This window comes from Saccharospirillum impatiens DSM 12546 (assembly GCF_000423605.1).
GTDB lineage: Bacteria > Pseudomonadota > Gammaproteobacteria > Pseudomonadales > Natronospirillaceae > Saccharospirillum > Saccharospirillum impatiens.
In genome coordinates this window covers 1-20,909 of sequence record NZ_AUIH01000051.1, presented here as the reverse complement: position 1 = coordinate 20,909, position 20,909 = coordinate 1, and the positions used below count along the sequence as shown (strand labels likewise).

The window sequence follows — 20,909 nt, the reverse complement described above, 5'->3', positions numbered from 1 at the left end:
GGGGTGCAGAACCCGCCCGGTACAACGAGGATCGTCCAAGACCTTATCCAGTTGGCGTGACAGGCCGAGCTTTTTGTCGACTTCGCGAAAGAGCACCAGTCCGGCGTCTGACGTTAGATCACCACCGGTAAAGTCGACTTCAACCTTACGGCGTTTTAGAGGAGAAAGGGACAAAGTCATGTGGTAGCATTCCGTTACGGCTTTGGTGGTTGAAAATAAATGGTGTCGCAACCTTATTATCAACTTCCCAAAGCCGTTTTGCTATCCGAATACCCAGTTTGGTGAAATATCCGGGCTAGAACACTGGAACAAATTCTGGAAGCCGAAAAGCCGGAAGTGGTTGCCAAAGCCAGAGATAAAGCAGATGTGATTCTGCTTAACATCCGCCTGAGTGAAATACGTGCGCTTATGGAAAAAACTCAGAACGAAATGGCCGAAGCGCTGGGTGTGAAACAACCAACGATTGCCGGCATGGAGAAAGCCGGGAAAGGCCTGAAACTTTCCAGTCTGAAGCGTTACGTAGAGGCGGGTGGCGGCAAGGTTCGGCTCGACATTGAGCTACCAGATGGCCAGCATCATGGTTTTACGCTTTAACAATCGAGGCATTCGATTTCTTGCAGTATATGGCCTGATACTGATGCTCAGTGCATTTTCCTGGGCAGATAGCCTACCCAAAGAAGTACAGATTAATCTTTCAATCGAAGACATTAACGATTGGGCGGTAGAGGACGACGCGCTCTGGTTGCAATTGACGGGCCCAGCCCAGGTCCGAGTCAATACTCGGTTGACAACTGAACCCGAAGGCACCCGATACATCGTTAATGTTGAAGGGCTCGAGCTGTTGGTAGCTCACTGGTATGCAGAGGACGACATCAACGTGATCCGCGCACCGGTAAATGACGCTGCTGTGAAGATGCTTCAAAAAAACCACACCAGGTAGCTGACACTAACTCCGGGGCAGTAAGTGGCTCATCTGTCCAACTGCTTCTCAAAGCGCGAGTAGCAATAGTCCGACACAAATAATCGCCGCGCCACAAAGTCGCCGCCCGGCCCGCGTCTTTTCACCGAACAAATACAGGGAGGCCAGGGTGGCAAGCACGATGCCGGTATTGGAATAGGCCACCACCTCCGCCGAGGGCAGAAAGCGCATGGCGTGGATCACCAGGGCATAGGCCAGGCCTACGCAGAGCCCACCGATGACGGTGATGGGCAACGGCAACCGTTGCGGTGGTGTCCAGCGGCCGGTCTGCTGGCGCAGAGCCAGGGTTAGCACAATGAAGGCGGCACCGTAGCCTACGGATATAAATCCGATGATGGCAGCGAACCCTGGCAGGTGAACTGTCGCCAGCTTGTCCGAAATGGAATAGATGCTGGTGGAAAACATGGCCAGAATCGCCCAGGGAATGGCCGCCCGCTCGCCATCGCCCGGTTTGCCGCTCGCCAGCAGGCCCAGCCCGGCCACGCTGATAAGAATGCCCAGCCAGCCGGTCAGGCTGGGGGATTCACCGGTCAGTATCAGCCACCAGAGGGCAATCAGTATCGGCGAGCTGCGCACCAGTGGGTAGACCATCGCCACCGGCGCATAGCAGTAGGCTTTCCACAGGCCGAAGAAGTAACAGGCGTTGGCGCAGGCGGAAATTGCCATCAGCCCCAAAAAGGTGGTCGACCAGACATCCGCCTGCCAGAGCGAGTAAAACCCCCAGGGCGCGGACAGCACAAGGTGCGCCAGCAGTGCCCACCAGAGCGGCCAGGCAGCACTTGGCTGATGGCGTGCAATCAGGTTCCACAGTACATGCATCAGCACCGATGCCGTCAGTGCCATTGTTGCACCGAGCATCACAGCGGGAAGTTGCCGGCAAGGTCGACGACCTGCCCGTCCATGGCCGGTGCAACCGAGGCGGGCAGCGAATCGGGGTTGTCCATCAGCCAGCGGTCGGTGGTGTGGCTCAGATGGGTCAGCCAGCCCCGCTTTGCCCCGCTGTTCTGAATCATATTGAGTGCCGCCAGAAGATCGTTATGGTTCTGGGGTGGTTCGTCGGCGGGTGGATGGCTGCAATCCACGGCAATCTCGTGTGCGCCCCACTGGCGGAGAAAATCTTCCGATTCCCGGGGCAGCCCGACAGTGTCGGTCAGGTAAGCAAACCGGTCGCCGCCCCGATGGGCAATGGCATAGCCGAAGGTGAGCTTTGAATGGTTCAGCAGAAGAGGGGTTAGGTTGAAATCTCCCAGTTCCAGGGTTTCAAAGGCGGCCAGGCTGCGGATATCCAGAATGCCGGGGTGTTTGAACAGGTCGGCGAAGCCTTCCGGGTCCGGCGGCGCGTATACCGGAATGGGGTCGCCCTTGCCCCAGCGCAAGTGAAGCAGCCCCTGAACATGATCAGCGTGATAGTGGGTCAGCACAATGGCGGACAGCTCCCCCGGCTGGAAGCGTTCGTGCAGGTCCATCAGGCCCGCATCCAGCAGTATCTTGTGGTTGTTGTCTTCGATCAGTGCCGAACAGGGGCGGCGAACATGCTGCGGGTTGGTTCTTGCCCGCTGACAGGCGGCGCAGTCGCAGCCGAAGCGTGGAACGCCTCCGGCGCCGCCGGTTCCGAGAAAGGTCAGGCGCAAGCTCCTTTCCTCCGATGTTGATTGATGATGGACAGCAGTTGCTGACAGGCCAGGTCCGGGGACTGGTTGTTGTCCACCCGGAAACAGCCTTTACCGGCTTCCAGGTCGAAGCTGCTGTTTCGGGAAAGCCGCCGTTCTATGCCCGCTTCGGTTTCACGACCCCGCCGGGCCAGACGTTCCCGGAGAATGTCCGGGGCGACGTCGACCAGCACCGGGCGCAGTTCCGGGTAGTGGCGCAGCGCGGTTTCCAGGTAGCCCCGGGAGCCGTTGACCACTACCGTCAGGCCCATTGCCAGCCATTGATTGATCTCAATGCCGATGCCGTAGTGGCAGTCGTGGCTGTACCAGCTCAGAGCAAACAGACCGGCGTTCTGGCGTGCCAGGAATTCTTCCCTGGTCAGGGCCAGGTGGTTTTCACCCCCGGCGGAGGCGGGCCGGGTGATGTAGCGGTGGGCAAAACAGACGCCCGGTTGCTGGCCAAGTTGCTCTCGGGCCAGGTCGATAAGGGTGTCTTTGCCACTCCCGGAAGGGCCGATAATATAGATCAATGCGTTCGCCATCGCAGCACCTCCTTCCCCTGGGACCAGACATGGCTTGCCTGTGCCAGCGGTCCGGAGCCGGTAATGGCAATGAGGTCCGCCCGTTTGCCGGGGGCAATCACGCCGCGGTCGTCAAGGCCTGCGGCTCTGGCGGGGTTGCGGGTAACCAGGGCAAAGGCCTCGGGCAGGGAAAGCTGGCCGGTATCCACCAGATGCAGCACTGCAGGTAACAGTGCCGCGGGGGAATAATCCCCGCACAGGCAATCCGCAACCTGCTCCTTTATCGCTTCGATGGCTCTCATATTGCCGGATTGGGAGGCATTGCGCAGGATGTTGGGCGCGCCGAACAGTGTAGACAAACCGCTTTCTCTGGCGGCGATGGCGGTTTCCAGGTTGATGGGGAATTCCGAAATCCGCGCGCCCAGTCCCTTCAGCACAGCGACTTTTTCCGGGCTGTCGTCATCATGGCTGGCCAGTGGAACCCCGTATTGGCGGGCCTGCTCTGCCAGCCCTTCCATACGCGCCATGGCACCCCGGGCGGCCGCACGCTTGTGGTCCAGAATGGCGTCCACATCGTCGGACGTGGTCTTGTAGGTTTTGGCCAGATAGTTCCGATAGGCTTCCACATCCCGGAACTGGCCCTGGCCGGGGCTGTGATCCATAAATGACAGCATCTGCAGGGCGCCCTCGGCCAGCAGGCCATTCAGAATTTCCGGGGCGGTTTCGTCGGTGACTTCGTAGCGGGCATGGATGCGGTTATCCACCATGGCGGACGCCTGATGGCGCGCCATGGCCCGGGCCAGATCCGCCGCCACCGTATTGTTGCGAACACCCAGTTCATGATTGGCAAAAGACAGGGCGTGGTAAACCGTGGTGATCCCCGCGACGGCGTTGCGTTTGTCGGCCAGGGCCGAGGCAAACTCGAAGGGGAAGTGAACCCCGGGCCGGGGCTCGGCCTCTTTTTCCAGGGCATCGCAGTGCAGATCGATCAGGCCGGGAGCCAGCAGGCAGCCCTGAAGGTCCACTCGTTCCGAATCACCGGTGGTGGTGGGGTTGATGGCGGAAATTGCGCCGTTTTCGATCAGCAGGTCGGCCTGCTCGACGGTGTCTTCCAATACCAGCCGGGCGTTGGTCAGCAGTTGGGATTTCATGATGAGGCGGTCTCCAGAGCGGGGGTTGGTTGTGGCAGGCTTTGTGGTGGCGCCAGGCGATACTCAACATCCGCCAGGGCGGCGACCAGTTCCGGGTCATGGAATATCGCAACCATGGCCACACCAGCCTGTTTGAACGCTCGGATCAGCTCAATAACCCGGGCCGTGGTGGTTTTATCAAGGCTGGCGGTGGGCTCGTCCAGCAACAGCAGGCGGGGTTGTGCTATCAGGCCACGGGCCAGGTTCACCCGTTGTTTTTCGCCTCCGGAGAATGTCGCGGGGGGCAAGCGCCACAGGCGCTCGGGTACGTTCAGTCGGGTCAAAAGATCCCGGGCTTGTTCAACGGCCTCGCTGAGGGTAAGGCCACGGAGGATCAGCGGCTCCGCTACTACTTCTTCTGCAGGGCGGCGCGGAATACAGTGCAGGAACTGGGTAACGAAGCCCAGTTCGGTGCGGCGCAGCTGCAGCATGTCCTGTTCGCTGATGCGGGCCAGATCGACGACAGTGCCGTTCGCCTTATGGAAATCCATGCGGCCGGCGCTTGGCAGGTAGGTGCGGTAGATGCACTTCAGCACCGAGGACTTACCGGCCCCGGTGGGCCCGGTCAGCGCTGTCAGTTGTCCGGGAAAGGCGGTCAGCGCAACCTCCGAACAGGAGGGAACCGTTTCGTTCTGTTCGTGCAGGCTGAACTGTTTGGCCAGCCCTGTTATTTGAAGGATAGGAGTTTCCAGGAAGGGAGTTTCAAGGATGGGTGTCATATCGTCATGCCTCACAGTGTGGATGCCACCAGTTGCTGGGTGTAAGCGTGCTGGGGGTCTTCCAGAATCTGGTCGGTCAGCCCGGATTCGATCACCCGGCCGTGCTTCATCACCAGGGTGCGGCTGGCCAGCAGGCGGATAACGCCCAGATCGTGGGTAACCACAATCATGGCGGTGTCCAGTTCGTGCTGAATTTCCAGAATCAGATCCAGAATCCGGGCCTGAACCGACAGGTCCAGCCCGGTGGTGACTTCATCCAGAAACAGCAGGGGCGGACGCGTGGCCAGTGCCTTGGCGATCTGCACCCGCTGCTGCATGCCGCCGGAAAATTGCCGGGGCGACTCGTCCATGCGCCCTACCATTACGTCGGTGCGGGTCAGCAGTTCGCTCGCCCGGCGGCGGATATCGCCATAGTGGTTGAGGTCGTTCATCAGCAGGCGCTCGGCGATGTTGCCCCCGGCGGAAATGCTGAAATTCAGGCCCAGGTTCGGGTTCTGGTACACCATGCCGAAGCGGTGATTGCGCAGCCAGCGTTGCTCGGCGCTGTTCAGTTCAAACAGGTCGTGGGTCCGGGTGTCATCCCGGAAGCAGGCCTTTCCCCGGGTGGGTGCCTGATCGAAATAGAGGGTTTTCACTACCGTGGATTTGCCGCTGCCGGACTCCCCCATGATGCCCAGAATCTCCCCGGGCTGCAGGCTGAAGCTTACGTTGGCCGCCGCCACGATCGAGCCGCAGGCGGGGCAGACGTTGGTGTTGTGCTCCGGGCCGGTCATGTCCAGACAGGACGGGCATTCGGTGCCGTGGATACGGGTCAGGCCCTGTACTTCAAGAATCGGTTTCATGGAGTGACCTCCCGGTCATTGGCCGCGGCCAATTGCCGGTTGCAGTAATCGGTGTCCGAGCATTGCCAGGCCTTGCCTCCTGTTTCCAGATTAAGCTCATCCAGAAAGCTGTCGGTGGCTCCGCAACGGGCACAGGGGCGTCGCTTGCCGTCTGCGGTGTGGAAGTTCTCGGTGCGGAAGGGAATGTCGTCAAACACCAGGGGTTCTGCGTCGGTATAGGGTGGCACCGCGTAGATTTTCTTTTCCCGGCCGGCGCCAAACAGCATCAGCGCTTTGGCCTGGTGCAGGCGCGGCACGTCGTAACGGGGGATAGGGCTCGGATCGATCACGTAATGGCCGTTGACCCGGGTTGGGTAACGGTGGGAAATGGTGATCTCGTCGAACTGAACCAGGTCCTCGTAAAGTTTGGTCAGCAGACGGGCGTAATCCCCTTCGCCGTGCATGACCTTGCGCCTGGCTTCCGACGGCTCCACGATGACCAGCGGATCGGGGTAGGGCACCTGCAGGTTGAGAACCTGGTCTTCCCGCAGGGCTGTCTCCGGCACCCGGTGGCGGGTCTGGATCAGGCTGGCATCGGCGGTGCTCTCGGTGGTGGACACGCCGGGGCAGGTCAGCTCTGCAAATTTGCGCAGGTTGACGGCGTTGACCGAGTCGTCGGAGCCCTGGTCGATCACCTTGAGGGTGTCGTCCGGCCCGATCATGGCCAGGGTCAGCTGCAAGCCGCCAGTACCGAAACCACGGCCCATGGGCATTTCCCGTGAGGCGTAAGGGGTCTGGTAGCCGGGAATGCTGATGGCCTTCAGGATCACCCGGCGGATTTCCCGCTTGGCGAATTCATCCAGAAAGCCAAAGCTGTAGCTGTCCTGGGCAGCGGGCAGTTTATAGTTCGGATTCATGGCTGACCTCCTGCTGGTCCTGACCGCGTTCCTGGTGTTTGCTGCGGGTGGCGCGCAGCCGGTCCATATCGGACTGGAAGGTCACGTAGTGGGGCATTTTGTAGTGGTTGGCAAAGCCCATGGAGTCGACACCGTCTATGTGCATCAATACAAACTCCGGGTCTTCCGATGCGTTGGCCGGGCCGTCGTGCATGCCCTTCTGCAGGGCGCGGTCCAGAATGGCCATGCTGATGGCCTTGGTCTCGTTGTGGCCAAAGCAGGCGCCGTAGCCCAGGGTAAATTCCGGTGCGGCGTCTTTGCCGGTGTCGGTGTCGTCGGGTTCGTACATGGCAATGACTTCGCATTCGGTCATCAGCACTTCACCGGCTTCGGTCAGTTCACCGGTCACCGGGTGGGGCAGCATTACCGGCAGATAGCCCACCCGTAGCTCTGCGACGGTGGGATGGACGTCGCCGTAACCGCGCATGTTGGAGTAAGCAATGGCCAGCATGGAGCCGGTTTCTGCCCGGGCCATGGTGGCCAGCGCGGCGGACCGGCTGACCGGGAAAATCAGCGGGTCCCGGGTGATGTCGAAGGCCGGGTTCCGGTGCGCCGGTTTGGGCGGCAGCAGGCCTTCCTTGCGCAGCGCGTCCAGAACCTTCGGAAAGCTGTCCGGCAGTGTGTCCGTTGGGGCGTTCTGCAGGAACTGTGCAGCCATTTTCCGGAAAGGTTCCGGAGACTCTTCCGCCAGTTCAAAGCGCATCAGTCGCAGGGCGTAATCGTGGGTTGGCCCCAGCATCTGGCCGCCGGGAATATCCTTGAAGGCACTGGAAATACGACGGATAAGCCGCATCTGCCCAGTGTCCTGGGGCGGGGTCTCCAGCAGCCTGGGCCGGGTGGAGCGATAGGCTCTCAGCGCGAAACCGGCTTCCAGGGTATCACCCTGCATCTGTTTGATGGCCAGTGCCGCCAGTTTCGGGTGGTACAGGCCGCCCTCGGACATGATTCGCGAGGTCAGCAGGCGCAGCTGGTGCTCAATGGCATCGAGCGACAGTGGGTCCGGGCCTGAAGGTTGCCCGCCACCGCGCAGCGCTTCCAGGGCATCGGCGGCGCCGTCTATGGCTTTTTCGCCGCCCTTGATTGCAACGTAGCCCATTAGTTGGCTCCTCCGCTGATGTGCGTGGTGCGGGGAATGGCCACCACCTGAGTGTCGTCCACCAGAATCAGGTCAACGCCCATGGGAAAGTTCCGGTTCCAGTGGGTCCTGGCCTGCAGCCAGTCGCTATTCAGGCCCCGGACCGCCAGCGTTTGTTGGCCGTCAATGCCCGGTCCCCGGCAAATCAGGGGGAAATCGGAACTGTCGGCCAGGCTGGCAACGCGGACAATGACGGTGGCGCCTCGCTCCGGCTCGCTCAGGGTGCCGATGGTGGGCTCAAAGGCCGGTGGCTGGCTGCCGTCGGCGATAATGAAACTGGCTTGCCCGGTGTCGGCCTCACCGATGCCCAGGCGCAGGATATCCGCCGACGGAATCAGTTGTTCCGGGTCCGCCAGGGTGACTTCTTTGTCGCACAGAATAGCGGCGATGCAGATGGGGCCGGCGGCATCACTGCAGCCTGGCAGTTGTTGGCGGCGGCCGGGAAAAGAGAAGGCCGTCATCAACGCGCGAAATCCTCGCTGCTGGTATAGCGGGCTCCACACACTGTCGTGTTGTTCGGTTGTATCGGGTCTATTCATTGTCGTCCTCACTTCCATCGCCCAGCAGGGAAAAGTCCACGCGGGTTGCGGCCAGCAAGGCGTGACGTTCGCGTTCGGTTTCCTGAACTTTTGCCATGCCTGTTCTGAGCAGGTCGAGTGCCTGCTCATGGTGGGGTAACCGGGCGGCCAGGGTGGCGTCCAGAACCGCCAGGGCCCATGCCAGTGACTGCCGGTCGTCCAGAAGGCGGGCGCCGCCCTCGGAGCGACGGCCATCATCAGTGACCACTGCCACATGGGCGTGGCTGACCGGTACTTCTCCCAGGAAATACAGGTCGTTCAGGGCCGAGTCCGGCAGTTTCAGCAGGCCGAGCCCGCGCTGGGGCAGGGTCAGGTCTTTCACGGTGCATTGCCCGGCAATGTTGGCGGCCAGGGCCTCGGCCTGCTCGGCAGGCAGGGCCGACCAGTAGCGAAGCCACTGGCTGCGGGCGGGCGGCCAGTCTACTGAGCGTGTAGGGTGGGTCATGGTCGCGGTTACTCCTTGTTGTTCGGATATCTATACATGTCGGGTGATCGTTGATCCGGCGCGCGGTCAGATCATCCGGGCGCGAATGCGGGCCGAAAGCTGATCCAGCACGAACACGAACAGGAAAATGGCGATCAGGATGGTCATCACATGGCCGTAGTCGTACATGTCGAAGCGGCCTTTTAGTTCCTGGCCGATACCACCGGCACCCACCAGCCCCACCACCGTTGCCATGCGCAGGTTGCGGTCGAGGATGTAGGCGGTGTAGGCCACGTACTGGGGCAATACCTGGGGCATCACCGCATAGAGCACGGTTTTGATCTTGCCCGCGCCAATGGCTTCCAGCGCCTCCTGTGGCTGCTTGTCGGCGTTCTCGATGTCTTCGGCGTAGAACTTGCCCAGAAAACCGGCCGCATGCAGGCCCAGGGCCAGCACCCCGGCGATGGGGCCAAAGCCGTAAGCCAGCACCAGAAACAGCGCCACGATCAGTTCCGGCACCGAGCGCAGAAGGCTGATAAAGCCCCGTGCCAGGGTGTAGGTGACCCGGTTGGGGGAATAGTTGCTGGCGGCAAACCACGCCAGGGGAATCGACAGGCTGACCGCCAGAATGGTGCCCCAGAGGGCGATTTCCAGGGTCTCGATCATCTTGGCAAACACGGTTTTCACATAACCCGTCGGGTCGTAGAGTACTTCTGTGATTTCAGTAGCGCTTTCGAGCTGGAGAGTTTCCTCGTTAATGCGCTGGGTGGTGGTTTCCCGGGTTTCCACGCGGGCGAACCAGGGTAGGTCGTCAGGATTGAAATCGTTCATCCGTCCGATGTCCTCCGACGTGGCCAATTGCGGCGGCCACATGGAGTCGGCCACCTTGCTCAGGCCGCGAACCACCTGGGACTCGTCGTTCAGGCCCACCAGGTTGCCAACGGCCTGGGTGGTCATGATCACCATCCGGTCCATCTCGGTGCGGTGCCCGGTCAGTATCAGCAACGCGAAGATCAGGATCGCGATGACCAGGTGCTTCAGGCGGAATGGCTGATCAAGATGCCACTGCAGTCGTGCGCCCTCGGGCGGTACGGGAATGGGACGAGTATTCATCACATACCTCCGGCGGCTTCGAGTTCCGGAGTGTCTTCCCGGAAGGTGTCGGGCTCGCCATCGCCCCAGTCGGCGTTCTGGTAAAGCCTGCCCAGGCGCTGGTCGTCAAACTCTTCCGGTGCGCCGTCAAAAACAATCTCTCCGCTTCGCATACCCACGATCCGGTCACCGAATTCCCGGGCCAGATCCACCTGGTGAAGGCTGCAGACAACCGTGGCGTTCAGTTCGCGGGCGGCGTCTTTAAGCAGGGTAAGAATATCCCGGGATATCTGCGGGTCCAGGCTGGCGACGGGTTCGTCTGCCAGCACAACCTTCGGGTCCAGCATGAAGGCACGGGCGATGCCCACCCGCTGCTGCTGGCCCCCGGACAGTTCACCGGCACGGCGATGCAGGTGTTCGGGTTTCAGCCCGACGCGCTCCAGATAGTGGCAGGCTTTTTCCCGTTGCTGCGGGTAAAACCAACCGCACAGGGCGCGGGCCAGGGAGACATCCGGAAGCGCCCCCGACAGAACGTTAGCTGCCACCGAGGCACGGGTTGCCAGGTTGAAATGCTGGTGAATCATTGCGACGCTTTTACGGATGTCGCGCTCGTTGGCTGGGGTCAGTTCGACGCCGTCGACATGGACCGCTCCGCCCGTTGGCCGAACCAGGCCGTTGACGGCCCGAAGCAAGGTGGACTTGCCAGCGCCGGATGGCCCAAGGATGACGCAGAACTGCCCCTCCGGCACCTCCAGGTCAACGCTGTTCAGTGCGCGGGTGCCGTCTGCCCAGGTTTTGTTGATGGCGCTGAGCTTTACCATGGATTGTGGTGCCTGGCTCATAATCGTTTCTCCTGTTGAATGCCTGCGCCTCTTTCCCAACGCTTGAACGTCTTTAGAAGGCAGGCAGACCCCGGTTAGCTCAGCGCCTGTTGCTGGCGGCAAGAATGGACTGTTTAACGTCGCGGTTGACGGCGTTCAGCATGTCACCGACTTCCGCCATGGTTTCTTCACTGACGTCGCTGGTGTACCGGTCAACGCGCTTGCCGCCATAGCCTCGTATCTGCTCCGGCTTGATGCTGGACATGGTGTGAACGGTGTTGAAGGCTTCCTGAAGCCGGGCTTTGATGTCGGCACTCACGTCAGGCTGGATGGACAGTGGCGGATAAGGCAGGGGGGCACTTTTAGCCACTACGGTGATTTCACTGCCGTCAATGGCACCGGCATTCAGGGCTTTTTCGTAGGAATCGAAAGAGGCGCCACCGACATCCACCAGTCCCTGGGACAGGGCGGACAGTACGTTGGCGTGGCTGCCTGCCATGTTGACGCTGGCGGTGTCGCTGGCGGGATCAATGCCAGCGCGAAGCATCATCGCAACCGGAATATTGAAGCTGGACGTGGAGTTGATATCACCCAGGGCGATTCTCTTGTTTCGGATGTCGGCCATGCTTTCGATGCCGCTGTCGTTACGGGCAAAGATGCCGGAGTAGTAAACCGATCGGCCCTCGCTGACCGCCATAGCCAGCAGATTGGCACAGCCTCGTTCATGGGCCTGCAAGTAGCTGACCGGGCCGAACCAGGCGATGTCGGCAGACCCGTTGCACATGGCTTCAACCACGGCGCCGTAGCTCTGGCCGACCTGCAGCTCGAAGTGTAGGCCGGTGGCTTCCGATACGGCATTGAAAATGGGCTCGAAGTCTTTGCGGGTGCCGTCTTCGGTGCCCCCGTCGGCGGGAATCAGAACGACCCGCAGAGGCCGGTCGCTGGAGCCGTCGTTGGCAGCGGCAATGGCAGGACTTGAGCCGAGCATAACAATGGCGGTTATTACGGACACTGAGTATTTGAGAAGTGTGTGCAGTTTCGGATACATTATGTGAGCTCCCGTGGGGTTTGTGTTCAGGTATTCGACCGTTAGCAGACAGTCATGGTTTGATGCACAGTTGGATCCGGTCTGCGCGAAACCGGGTAATCACGTACTCGAGCGGGGTCAGATCCTGCTCATGCACGTTGGTACTCTTTACCCGCAGCACGGGCTGGGTTCTGGGCATCGCCAGAAGCCCTGCATCATCACCCTGCGGGAGCATCGTCGTTACCAGGCTCTGTACACGCTTGAGCGAGCAGCCGTAGTGCTCAGCCAGAAATCCGTGCAGGGACCCGCCCTCGTATTCGTCTCGCACTGCTGGAAAACGTCCTTCTGGCAGGAAATGCGATATAACGCAGAATGGTGTGCCATCCACTGTCCGCAGACTTTCAATCCAGATCACCGGTGAACCCACCGCAATGGCCAGACGCTCCGCCACCCGCTCACTGGCTGGCAGCACTTGTTTGCGCACCACACGCCCGCCGGTTGCCGCTCCCATGGCTGTCAGATTTTCAGTAAACCGGGTGTCGGAACTCAGGGGGTAGTCGATCTGGTTATTGATGACGAATACGCCCCGGCCGTGTTGTCGCTCCAGCAGGCCGTCGGCGACCAGGACATCAATCGCTCGCCTGAGGGTATGACGGTTCACGCCAAAGCGGTCGGCCATTTCGCCCTCCGAAGGCAGCATGTCCCCGGGCGCGTAATGGTTCAGAACATCACGCTCCAGGTGCTGGGCAATTTGGCGGTAGAGTGCGTGGCCGGTTTCGCGTTGCAGGTTGTAGAGGCTCATAGGCATGTCTAGACAAGTTAAGTTGCCTGAGATCCTAAGGGCTGTTTGTGACAGTGCCGTGATGGTTCCATGAAGACTGAGTGTCAGTCGGCGCACCCGGCTGCACGCCAAAGCCTGGCTGTTCGAGCGGGATACCGGTTTCGGCTCAGCCTATGTGGGCAGCGCCAACTTCTCCGGTGCTGCCCTGATGGGCGGGCTGGAATGGACGGTGAAGTTCACCCAGCATGGACAGCCCGATTTGTTCACCCCGGTCCAAGGCGCATTTTGAAATCCTGTGTGTTGCGGGCGACATAGCCCCATGAGTTGTGATCGGGAGCAACATGAACAGCCTGGCGATTGACTTGCCAGTGCCTTTCCGTTTTTACTGAAGCACGACGCCGCTATGCTTAAACCAATAAATTTTTTTTGTGAACGATCCATACCGGATTCTGAAGAGTGCAGGTAGCAAATGGCGGAGCATGGCAAGGATGTTGAAGGGCTTTGATGGCTCATTGACTATCGGCAGCAAAGGAAGGAGTCGCGTTTATGGCTAAAAGCCCTCCGATCGCAACCGGACAGTTACCTCTGTTCGAGTTTGACGCGGAAAACCTGCAAAAAATGGAAAGGCACCAGCCTTTTTCCCAACGGGATGAGTCGGAGTACAGCAAGTACATAGTGTACGTTGACGAAAGCGGTGACCACAGCTTACAGAGCATCGACCAGCAATATCCGGTATTTGTATTGGCCTTCTGCGTCTTCCACAAAAGGCACTACAGTGAGGTTATTGTTCCTGCGTTAGAGAAGTTCAAGTTTAACCACTTTGGGCACGACCAAGTTGTTCTTCACGAAAACGAAATTCGGCGTCGGACGGGTAAATTCAATATCTTTAAAAGCAAAGCCCACCAGGCTGAATTTATGGATGAGCTTACGCAGATTATCGATTTCAGTAACTTCATCCTCATCAGCACAACCATCGACAAACGCGACTTAAAACGCCTGAACACTGCCGATAACGCGTATCACATTGCTCTTGGCTATTGCATGGAAACGTTACATGAATTTTTGACGGGAAAAAGCGAGAGCGCAAAGAAAACCCATGTCGTATTTGAGTGTCGGGGAGACAAGGAAGACAAGGAACTGGAGCTTGAGTTTCGGCGCATCTGCGATGGTAACAACCGTCTGGGTATTCCATTCCCGTTCGAAATACTGGCTGCCGACAAGCGTGTTATGTCTTCGGGCCTGCAGTTGGCGGATCTTGTGGCACGGCCCATCGGTTTGAGCACCCTTAGGCCGCATCAGTCTAACCGGGCTTTTGATATTCTGAAGCGAAAATTCTACTGCGATGGCGGGCGTGAAGCGGTAGGGAGTGGCTACGAGGGCGTTGGAATGAAAATTTTCCCGCCTCCAAAAAGCGAAAAACCCCGGTGAAACCACCGAGGTTTAGACGCCGACCGGGATTGCCCAATCCATTTGCGAAAGATTTTGGCTGGATAGCCGTTTGTTGTCAACCTCCTTCGTTGAATAGGACTTTATCGTGCTGCCCTTTAAACCGTTCCACTCCTGTTTCAACTTCATCACACCAGACCACTTACCCACCGGAGGTTGCAACCATTGGAAGTTAGGCCATCCCCGACGCCCATTGTCACGCCTAATCTGGCTGGTTCAAGCATAACCAGGTAAGGCAACCCAACAGCCTTGCAGTAAAGGCACCCCGACGCAATGACATCCACCCAATACTACGACCAAAACGCCCGCGCGTTTTTCGACGCCACCGTCGCGGCTGAGATGTACGAACTACGCCAGCGGTTGGCCAAGCGGCCCAAACATCCTCACCCACTGGCATCCCCACCCAAACCATGCGAACCTGGTTATAGCTGTAACCGGGAATCTCCAACATGGATGAGCTTTACCAGGGCGTCTACGACCTACTGGCAACCGATGACCTTCACCAGCAAGTGGACGAATCCCTGCTGGAAGCCACCTTCGAGAAGATCAGCGAAGCGAACCTGCCGGAGCGCCTGGCAACGGCCTTGGCCGAGCGACTGGTGCAGAGCCTGAATGGCATCAGAGCCACAAAAACCAGTAAGAAAGCTGAAGAGCAACTGGCCTGGGTTAACCAGCTGCTCGCCTCCCTGCAGCAACCCCCAATACCCGGCAACACCATCATCTCCCCACCCCAGGCTCTGCGCGCGGTCCACCCCAGGAGGCTAAAACCCGAACTCCCGGCCATTGGCCTGGCCCAGCCCTGGCTGTTCACTGCAGGCAAAGATTCCCCGGCGCTGTTGCACGAACTGCAAGCCGAGCTGAACAGCTGCAACCATGTCGATATTCTGGTGAGCTTCATCACCGTATCCGGTGTGCGTAAGCTGCTCGACCGCCTGAAGGCCATTACCGCGACCGATGGCCAGGGCCGAAGCCAGGCCACTGTGCGCGTGCTCACCACCACCTACACCGGCGCGACCGACCAGAAAGCCCTGAACCAGTTGGCCGGGTTACCGAACTGCGAAGTGCGGGTCTCGCTAGGTGGTCGGCGCACCCGGCTGCACGCCAAAGCCTGGCTGAGGCCTGTCCCAACGAAAATACACAAGCAGAAAGGTTACTTCAGCTGTTGGTTTACCGTTTAAGTACTCGTAAAGTACCGTTCATGTTGATAGCTACTAAAAGCCCATGAAATACTCAATTAACACGACTGAAGGTGATTTCGAGCCGGGATCAAACATAAAAGTTTTGAAGAACCGGCTTCAGATTAACCGTGAAGAAGATATGGCTGAAGCTGAGTATGCTTTGCTGCTCAAGCTATACCAACATATCTTTGAGCCAGAATTTTCATTGGCAACACTGGACTTCGAGCTTATTAAGTCATGGCACCGCAAGTGGCTTAAACCGATATATGATTGGGCGGGAGAGCTACGAACAGTCAACATGTCAAAGGATGGTTTTACGTTTGCGGCCGCACCATACCTGGAGGCACAAGTATCGACGTTTGAACGGTGTTATTTGGGACGATTCAGTGAATTGACCGCGTACCAGGAGAGCGAATTAATAGAGTACCTCGCGGATAGCCATGTGGAGTTTATTTTGATACATCCGTTTCGCGAAGGGAACGGACGGTTATCCAGGCTACTAATGGACACAATGGCAACAAAGGCCGGTTTTGGGCCTTTGGACTACACCTTGTGGGATCAACATAAGGAATTCTATTTCAAAGCTATTCAGGCATCAGTGGCAGGCGACAACCAGCACATGATCAGGCTCGTTCACGACATCCTGTACTCAGGATACTCAGTCAGCCAGGAGTAAATGAGCGTACTTACCGTTTTTGGCTTTAAGTTTGCGTTCAATTGCATCAACAGCCTCGCCGGTCTCAATGGCACTCGAACTGGCCACCGAACGGTATATGCTGGCTTTTTTGACCTTTTTGGTGGTCTGGCGATTGGACATGATATACCCCCTAATTGTTTAAAATTATAGCACTTGATGTCGATAAACACACTGGCGCGCTCAATCGCTCTGGGCCCAGCTCACCAAGCAAGACCCACTGGCATCCCCACCCAAACCATGCGAACCTGGTCAAAGCTGTAACCGGGAATCTCCAACATGGATGAGCTTTACCAGGGCCTCTACGACCTACTGGCAACCGATGACCTTCACCAGCAAGTGGCCGAATCTCTGCTGGAAGCCACCTTCGAAAAAATCAGCGAAGCCAACCTGCCGGAGCGCCTGGCAACGGCATTAGCTGAACGCCTGGTGCAAAGCCTGAACGGCATCAAAGCCTCAAAATCGAACAGCAAAGCTGCCGAGCAAGTCGCCTGGGTTAACCAACTGCTTGCCTCCCTGCAACAACCCCCGGTAACCGCCGACACCATCAGTTCCCCACCAAAAGCTCTGCGCGCGGTTCACCGCAGGCAAAGATTCCCCGGCGCTGCTGCACGAACTGCAGGCCGAGCTGAACAGCTGCAACCATGTCGATATTCTGGTGAGCTTCATCACCGTATCCGGCGTGCGCAAGCTGCTCGACCGCCTGAAGGCCATTACCGCGACCGATGGACAGGGCCGAAGCCAGGCCAGTGTGCGCGTGCTCACCACCACTTACACCGGCGCGACCGATCAGAAAGCCCTGAACCAGTTGGCCGAGTTACCGAACTGCGAAGTGCGGGTCTCGCTGGATGGTCGGCGCACCCGGCTGCACGCCAAGGCCTGGTTGTTCGAACGGGATACCGGTTTTGGCTCGGCCTACGTGGGCAGCGCCAACTTCTCTGGTGCTGCCCTGATGGGCGGGCTGGAATGGACGGTGAAGTTCACCCAGCATGGCCAGCCCGATCTGTTCAGCCGGGCCAAGGCGCATTTTGAAACCCTATGGCTCGACACCGAATTCCAACCCTACGACCCCAACAACAGCGAGCACCAGGCCGCCCTGCGCAGCGCCCTGAAACGGGAGTCGACCCAGTACGACGCCCCCATTGGCCTGCCGACCTTCTTCGACCTGGTGCCCAAGCCGTTTCAGACCGACATTCTTGAACAACTGGACAACGAACGCGCGCACGACCGCACCCGCAACCTGCTGGTGGCCGCCACCGGCACCGGTAAAACGGTGATGGCCGCGTTCGACTACCGGCGCATTGCCCGGCAACAGGGCGGGCAGCCCCGGTTGTTGTTTGTCGCGCACCGGGAAGAGATTCTGAAGCAGGCCCGGCACACCTACCGCCAGGTACTGCACGACCCGAACTTCGGTGACCTGCTGACCGGCCACCACGACCCCGAGCAACACAACCACCTGTTCGCTACTATTCAAAGTCTCCAGAGCCGCGCCTTACTGGCGCAACTGGGCGCCGACTACTGGCAAGTGGTGGTGATCGACGAATGCCACCACATCGAAGCCAAAGGGTTCGAGCAGTTCGTGACCGCGGTAGAGCCCGCCGTTTTACTGGGCCTGACCGCCACCCCGGAACGCCAAGATGGCAAAAACATCCTGCGCCACTTCCACAACCGGCCCGACGGCACACCCGCCGCCCAACTGCGCCTGTGGCACGCACTCGACCTGCAGCTCCTCGCCCCGTTCGAATACTATGGCTGCGACGACGGTGAAGATTACCGCCAAGTCAGTTGGGGCCAGCCGCAACTGGAACAGCAACAGCTCAGCAACCTGCTGACCGGCAACCAGATGCGCGCCCGCACCATCATCAACAACTGGCGCAATCTGGTGGCGGACACTAGCCAGTGCAAAGCCCTGGCGTTCTGTGTTTCTGTTGCGCATGCCGAGTTCATGACCGAGCAATTCAACCAGGCCGGCATTCGCGCCCGGCTGGTGACCGGCAATACCAACAGAGACGACCGCAACGCCGCCCCGCGCCAACTGCAAAACGGCGAGATCAACGTCATTGTCACCGTCGACCTCTACAACGAAGGCATCGACTTACCCTTCGTCGACACCCTGTTGCTGCTGCGCCCCACCCAAAGCGCCACCGTCTTCCAGCAACAGATCGGCCGCGGCTTGCGGTTGTATGAGGGCAAGGAAAGCTGTCTGGTGCTCGATTTTGTGGGCCAGTATCAGGATGGCTTCCGGTTCGACACCCTGTACAGCAGCATCACCGGCCTCTCACGCCGGGAGATTGCCGATTCCGTCGAACACGGCTTCGCCAGACTGCCCAGCGGCTGCCACCTGCAACTGCACAAAACCGCCCGCGAACACATACTGCGCAGCCTGAAACAGGCCATAAACCAAAACTGGCGACGCCTGCAAACCGAACTCGCCCGCTATGCCGCACTGAAAGGCAGCAACCAGGTGAGCCTGAACGCCTTCCTGACAGACCACGACCTGGAACTGGAAGACATCTACCGCTCTCACAGCACCAACACCAACAGCGGCTGGACCAATCTGCTGCGCGCCGCCGGGCTCATCACCGGCACTGGCAGCACTGAAGAAGCCTACTTCAGCAAACGCTTCGCCGCCTTACTGCACCAGGACGACCCAGCCCAATGGGAACTGCTGACCCAAATCGCGGAAGACCCCGCCAACTACCGCATAACCAGCGACCAGGAACGCCTGCGCCTGCAAATGCTTGCCTACCAGATCGACAGCAACACCAAGGCGACCGGCACGGCAGAAAGCTTCCTGAAGCGCCTAGCGAGCGAGCCCCATACCCGCCAGGAACTCAAAGCCCTGGCCGAGGTGCAGCAAACCCGGCATTACCACACCTTCAAACACTTACCGGGCCTGGAGCAGACGCCACTGCGGCTGCACGCCGCCTACCAACTACGGGAAATCCTGACCGCCGTAGGCCGCTGGACCGAAGACAGCCGACCCGAATTCCGGGAAGGCGTATTACGACTGCACGACGAGAAAACCGAACTGATCTTCATCACCCTCGATAAAAGCGAAGCCCGCCATGAAGGCGTGGCCTACCACGACTACGCCATCAGTCGGGATCGCTTCCACTGGCAGACGCAGAACTCAGCGGGGCCCAGCACAGAGGCGGGCAAGCGGTATCTGGAGCAGAAGACCAATGGTTGGCAGTTTCAGTTGTTTGTGAGGACGCAGAAGGGCGCGCCATATAGGGCTCTTGGGCCGGCGCAGGTGTTGAGTAGTCAGGGTGGGAAGCCGATGAGTATTACGTTGGGGCTGGAATTTGCCTTGCCTGAGCGGTTGTTTGAGGGGTTTAGTGTTCTTAGGGCGGCTTAACAAGTTTTGAAACCTGCTAGACGGAGTTTTCAAGATTAAGTTCCTGTTACACGTGGAGCAAGAGCAAACTAAAAGCGCAGTAGTAGTTTGAAATGTATACATTGGCAGTCGATTGGAGGCCTTGTTTGACACATTCGTATCAAGAGAATATATTGTTTTGACCAGTGACTAGGGGTATCTCCGGTCAAAAGCTGGTCACTACCTGCCTGGAAGGTGATTTCTTCCATATACTGCCCTTCTTTCGAAGGGCAGTGTGGTTGAAACTCGAAAGAGAGGGTAGGCCTCCAAAGAATCCCGCTAGCAGTTCACACAAGATATTTAAGTTGTCCTAGGTCTCAGGTAAGACTCTCGATTAATAGCTTTCAAAAAGCTAGCAAAGTTTCTAAACTGCTCCTGCTCTGACAATGTTGAATAATACGAAGGAGATTGTGTGAGCGACCGAAGTTTTCAACAAGCATTCAACGCAATCTTTCATAGTGAGAGTGAATTTTCTACCTTCTGTGAGTTTAAACTGGAAGGCGAAGTCAAGCCGTTTACTATCAACGGAAGGCAAATATACCCCGCACCTAAAAGCCTTAAGCGATACCTGAAGTTTATTGATAAAGTGATCTTAAGGTATTTAGCGAAAAATGAAGGCGTTGTACATTCGTTTGTTAAAGGGAAAAGTACTTTAACCGCCGTACAAGCGCATGCATTTAATAAGTATTTCTTTATTACCGATATTCAGGATTTCTATTTCAACATTAAGACCAATGATGTGCGGAGCATCCTAAATAGGGATAGGCATCTAATTCCAATATCTGATTTCGGAAATTACATTGAATTAGTAACTCGGTTGACGACCTTTGACGGGGTAGTGCCAGTTGGTTTTCCGACATCTCCTCAATTGAGCAACGCCTTCCTTTATGAATTTGATTCTTCGTTAAAAAAATATTGTGATGAGCGTGCATTGACCTATACACGCTACGCTGATGACATTATTGTTTCTGGGGAAAGCTATGAGGTGCTCTCTGAATTAAAGGACGTAGTTCAGGCGATATTGATTGAGTATGCTTCTCCGGACTTTCTGCTAAACCCAAATAAAACGCGTATAACTCAATTAGGCAATAAGGTGAAAATACTGGGTTTAGTTATTATGCCCAACGGAAGAATAACAATAGACTCAAAATACAAAAGCATAATCGAGACTTTACTGCACTTTTATGTTAGTGATAAACCTGAATCCGTAGGTTAATAATAAAAAAACGGCCTATAGCCCTCTATTTGCGCCGAATTTTGCTAAAATAGTCCCCTCAAATAGATCACCTACTGAGTGAGTAAATGAAGCGTTTCAAAATCGTACAATCCGATGCAGATATCATCAGTCACAGTGGCTTAGCACTGATTGGTCAAGCCGTAAATCGACACACCTATCTTACACAGCAAATTGACGCACTGGTTCCATTGCGCCACGGCATAAAACATTCGGATGTGATCAAAAGTTATCTAGCGATGCTATGTATTGGTAAAAATGATTTTGAAGCGATCAATACGATCG

At 57.8% G+C, this 20,909-nt stretch carries 24 protein-coding genes and 1 pseudogene; 8 read left to right on the top strand and 17 right to left on the bottom strand.

The genetic code is table 11. The features are described 5' to 3' along the window. A partial coding sequence (locus G565_RS26485) for a transposase (protein ID WP_028672077.1) occupies nt 1–180 on the bottom strand: 180 nt, incomplete at its 3' end. A gap of 186 nt (nt 181–366) precedes the next feature. Between G565_RS26485 and G565_RS0117775 the strand changes: the two genes are divergently transcribed. Together G565_RS0117775 and G565_RS0117770 are read left to right on the top strand one after the other, a co-directional pair. Next, a complete protein-coding gene (locus tag G565_RS0117775) occupies nt 367–594 on the top strand; it encodes a helix-turn-helix domain-containing protein (RefSeq protein WP_342662981.1) in 228 nt (75 codons plus the stop codon). Next, nucleotides 566–940, top strand: coding sequence for a hypothetical protein (locus G565_RS0117770; RefSeq protein WP_028672075.1), 375 nt, complete (start codon nt 566–568; stop codon nt 938–940). The genes G565_RS0117775 and G565_RS0117770 overlap by 29 nt, the downstream gene beginning before the upstream one ends. 48 nt (nt 941–988) lie before the next feature. Here the strand turns inward: G565_RS0117770 and G565_RS0117765 are convergent, their stop codons facing one another. The 14 genes from G565_RS0117765 to phnF form a co-directional block, all read right to left on the bottom strand. Further along, complete coding sequence (locus tag G565_RS0117765) at nt 989–1,822, bottom strand: EamA family transporter (RefSeq protein WP_211227216.1); 834 nt, start codon at nt 1,820–1,822, stop codon at nt 989–991. 14 nt (nt 1,823–1,836) lie between these two features. Further along, a complete protein-coding gene (phnP, locus tag G565_RS0117760; protein WP_028672073.1) occupies nt 1,837–2,610 on the bottom strand; it encodes a phosphonate metabolism protein PhnP in 774 nt (257 codons plus the stop codon). Next, entirely contained in the window at nt 2,601–3,170 is a 570-nt protein-coding gene (gene phnN, locus G565_RS0117755; RefSeq protein WP_028672072.1) for a phosphonate metabolism protein/1,5-bisphosphokinase (PRPP-forming) PhnN, read from the bottom strand. Before phnN ends, phnP begins: the two co-directional genes overlap by 10 nt. Beyond that, nucleotides 3,155–4,300, bottom strand: coding sequence for an alpha-D-ribose 1-methylphosphonate 5-triphosphate diphosphatase (locus G565_RS0117750; RefSeq protein WP_028672071.1), 1,146 nt, complete (start codon nt 4,298–4,300; stop codon nt 3,155–3,157). The genes phnN and G565_RS0117750 overlap by 16 nt, the downstream gene beginning before the upstream one ends. Beyond that, nucleotides 4,297–5,058 carry a phosphonate C-P lyase system protein PhnL gene (gene phnL, locus G565_RS0117745; RefSeq protein WP_051208217.1) on the bottom strand — a complete coding sequence of 254 codons (762 nt, stop codon included), beginning with the start codon at nt 5,056–5,058 and terminating at the stop codon, nt 4,297–4,299. The genes G565_RS0117750 and phnL overlap by 4 nt, the downstream gene beginning before the upstream one ends. Before the next feature lie 11 nt (nt 5,059–5,069). Beyond that, nucleotides 5,070–5,900 (bottom strand): ATP-binding cassette domain-containing protein, encoded by an 831-nt coding sequence (locus G565_RS0117740; RefSeq protein WP_028672069.1) that lies wholly within the window; start codon nt 5,898–5,900, stop codon nt 5,070–5,072. Beyond that, nucleotides 5,897–6,796 carry an alpha-D-ribose 1-methylphosphonate 5-phosphate C-P-lyase PhnJ gene (locus G565_RS0117735; RefSeq protein WP_028672068.1) on the bottom strand — a complete coding sequence of 300 codons (900 nt, stop codon included), beginning with the start codon at nt 6,794–6,796 and terminating at the stop codon, nt 5,897–5,899. Before G565_RS0117735 ends, G565_RS0117740 begins: the two co-directional genes overlap by 4 nt. After that, a complete protein-coding gene (locus G565_RS0117730; RefSeq protein ID WP_028672067.1) occupies nt 6,780–7,931 on the bottom strand; it encodes a carbon-phosphorus lyase complex subunit PhnI in 1,152 nt (383 codons plus the stop codon). The genes G565_RS0117735 and G565_RS0117730 overlap by 17 nt, the downstream gene beginning before the upstream one ends. Continuing rightward, on the bottom strand, nt 7,931–8,509 hold the full coding sequence (phnH, locus tag G565_RS0117725) for a phosphonate C-P lyase system protein PhnH (protein WP_028672066.1): 579 nt from the start codon (nt 8,507–8,509) through the stop codon (nt 7,931–7,933). Before phnH ends, G565_RS0117730 begins: the two co-directional genes overlap by 1 nt. Beyond that, nucleotides 8,502–8,993 (bottom strand): phosphonate C-P lyase system protein PhnG, encoded by a 492-nt coding sequence (gene phnG, locus G565_RS0117720; protein ID WP_028672065.1) that lies wholly within the window; start codon nt 8,991–8,993, stop codon nt 8,502–8,504. Before phnG ends, phnH begins: the two co-directional genes overlap by 8 nt. 66 nt (nt 8,994–9,059) lie before the next feature. Continuing rightward, nucleotides 9,060–10,085: a phosphonate ABC transporter, permease protein PhnE gene (gene phnE / locus G565_RS0117715; protein WP_028672064.1), complete on the bottom strand. Its 1,026-nt coding sequence runs from the start codon at nt 10,083–10,085 to the stop codon at nt 9,060–9,062. Beyond that, entirely contained in the window at nt 10,085–10,906 is an 822-nt protein-coding gene (phnC, locus tag G565_RS24780; RefSeq protein ID WP_037340114.1) for a phosphonate ABC transporter ATP-binding protein, read from the bottom strand. The genes phnE and phnC overlap by 1 nt, the downstream gene beginning before the upstream one ends. A 79-nt stretch (nt 10,907–10,985) precedes the next feature. Continuing rightward, entirely contained in the window at nt 10,986–11,933 is a 948-nt protein-coding gene (locus G565_RS0117705; protein WP_028672063.1) for a phosphate/phosphite/phosphonate ABC transporter substrate-binding protein, read from the bottom strand. Between the two features lie 52 nt (nt 11,934–11,985). After that, nucleotides 11,986–12,714: a phosphonate metabolism transcriptional regulator PhnF gene (phnF, locus tag G565_RS0117700; RefSeq protein WP_028672062.1), complete on the bottom strand. Its 729-nt coding sequence runs from the start codon at nt 12,712–12,714 to the stop codon at nt 11,986–11,988. 525 nt (nt 12,715–13,239) lie between these two features. Here phnF and G565_RS0117695 point away from each other — a divergent pair. The 3 genes from G565_RS0117695 (at nt 13,240) to G565_RS0117680 (ending at nt 15,993) form a co-directional block, all read left to right on the top strand. Beyond that, complete coding sequence (locus tag G565_RS0117695; protein WP_028672061.1) at nt 13,240–14,121, top strand: DUF3800 domain-containing protein; 882 nt, start codon at nt 13,240–13,242, stop codon at nt 14,119–14,121. 467 nt (nt 14,122–14,588) lie between these two features. Further along, nucleotides 14,589–15,317: a phospholipase D-like domain-containing protein gene (locus G565_RS0117685; protein ID WP_028672060.1), complete on the top strand. Its 729-nt coding sequence runs from the start codon at nt 14,589–14,591 to the stop codon at nt 15,315–15,317. A 43-nt stretch (nt 15,318–15,360) separates the two neighbouring features. Next, entirely contained in the window at nt 15,361–15,993 is a 633-nt protein-coding gene (locus tag G565_RS0117680) for a Fic/DOC family protein (protein WP_028672059.1), read from the top strand. Here G565_RS0117680 and G565_RS27030 read toward each other — a convergent pair. Then, entirely contained in the window at nt 15,976–16,134 is a 159-nt protein-coding gene (locus tag G565_RS27030) for a hypothetical protein (RefSeq protein ID WP_169579669.1), read from the bottom strand. The two genes, G565_RS0117680 and G565_RS27030, sit on opposite strands and share 18 nt — an antisense overlap. Before the next feature lie 333 nt (nt 16,135–16,467). Next, nucleotides 16,468–16,680, bottom strand: coding sequence for a hypothetical protein (locus G565_RS27280; RefSeq protein WP_037340111.1), 213 nt, complete (start codon nt 16,678–16,680; stop codon nt 16,468–16,470). Here G565_RS27280 and G565_RS24770 point away from each other — a divergent pair. The 3 genes and pseudogenes from G565_RS24770 to G565_RS0117660 all read left to right on the top strand — a co-directional run. Then, nucleotides 16,670–19,372 (top strand): DUF3427 domain-containing protein, encoded by a 2,703-nt coding sequence (locus tag G565_RS24770; RefSeq protein ID WP_051208213.1) that lies wholly within the window; start codon nt 16,670–16,672, stop codon nt 19,370–19,372. The genes G565_RS27280 and G565_RS24770 overlap by 11 nt on opposite strands. 430 nt (nt 19,373–19,802) lie before the next feature. After that, nucleotides 19,803–20,606, top strand: a complete 804-nt coding sequence (locus G565_RS24765; RefSeq protein ID WP_051208212.1) for a reverse transcriptase domain-containing protein — start codon at nt 19,803–19,805, stop codon at nt 20,604–20,606. Between the two features lie 86 nt (nt 20,607–20,692). Continuing rightward, nucleotides 20,693–20,909 (top strand): annotated as a pseudogene (locus G565_RS0117660) (IS1380 family transposase); the annotation flags it as partial.

Bases quoted from the DNA above. Each gene is read 5' to 3' on its own strand.
- G565_RS0117770 (WP_028672075.1), top strand. From the start codon at position 566: ATGGCCAGCATCATGGTTTTACGCTTTAACAATCGAGGCATTCGATTT.
- G565_RS0117765 (WP_211227216.1), bottom strand. From the start codon at position 1,822: ATGGCACTGACGGCATCGGTGCTGATGCATGTACTGTGGAACCTGATT.
- phnN (WP_028672072.1), bottom strand. From the start codon at position 3,170: ATGGCGAACGCATTGATCTATATTATCGGCCCTTCCGGGAGTGGCAAA.
- G565_RS0117750 (WP_028672071.1), bottom strand. From the start codon at position 4,300: ATGAAATCCCAACTGCTGACCAACGCCCGGCTGGTATTGGAAGACACC.
- phnL (WP_051208217.1), bottom strand. From the start codon at position 5,058: ATGACACCCATCCTTGAAACTCCCTTCCTGGAAACTCCTATCCTTCAA.
- G565_RS0117740 (WP_028672069.1), bottom strand. From the start codon at position 5,900: ATGAAACCGATTCTTGAAGTACAGGGCCTGACCCGTATCCACGGCACC.
- G565_RS0117735 (WP_028672068.1), bottom strand. From the start codon at position 6,796: ATGAATCCGAACTATAAACTGCCCGCTGCCCAGGACAGCTACAGCTTT.
- G565_RS0117730 (WP_028672067.1), bottom strand. From the start codon at position 7,931: ATGGGCTACGTTGCAATCAAGGGCGGCGAAAAAGCCATAGACGGCGCC.
- phnH (WP_028672066.1), bottom strand. From the start codon at position 8,509: ATGAATAGACCCGATACAACCGAACAACACGACAGTGTGTGGAGCCCG.
- phnG (WP_028672065.1), bottom strand. From the start codon at position 8,993: ATGACCCACCCTACACGCTCAGTAGACTGGCCGCCCGCCCGCAGCCAG.
- phnE (WP_028672064.1), bottom strand. From the start codon at position 10,085: ATGAATACTCGTCCCATTCCCGTACCGCCCGAGGGCGCACGACTGCAG.
- phnC (WP_037340114.1), bottom strand. From the start codon at position 10,906: ATGAGCCAGGCACCACAATCCATGGTAAAGCTCAGCGCCATCAACAAA.
- G565_RS0117705 (WP_028672063.1), bottom strand. From the start codon at position 11,933: ATGTATCCGAAACTGCACACACTTCTCAAATACTCAGTGTCCGTAATA.
- phnF (WP_028672062.1), bottom strand. From the start codon at position 12,714: ATGAGCCTCTACAACCTGCAACGCGAAACCGGCCACGCACTCTACCGC.
- G565_RS0117695 (WP_028672061.1), top strand. From the start codon at position 13,240: ATGGCTAAAAGCCCTCCGATCGCAACCGGACAGTTACCTCTGTTCGAG.
- G565_RS0117685 (WP_028672060.1), top strand. From the start codon at position 14,589: ATGGATGAGCTTTACCAGGGCGTCTACGACCTACTGGCAACCGATGAC.
- G565_RS0117680 (WP_028672059.1), top strand. From the start codon at position 15,361: ATGAAATACTCAATTAACACGACTGAAGGTGATTTCGAGCCGGGATCA.
- G565_RS27030 (WP_169579669.1), bottom strand. From the start codon at position 16,134: ATGTCCAATCGCCAGACCACCAAAAAGGTCAAAAAAGCCAGCATATAC.
- G565_RS27280 (WP_037340111.1), bottom strand. From the start codon at position 16,680: ATGAAGCTCACCAGAATATCGACATGGTTGCAGCTGTTCAGCTCGGCC.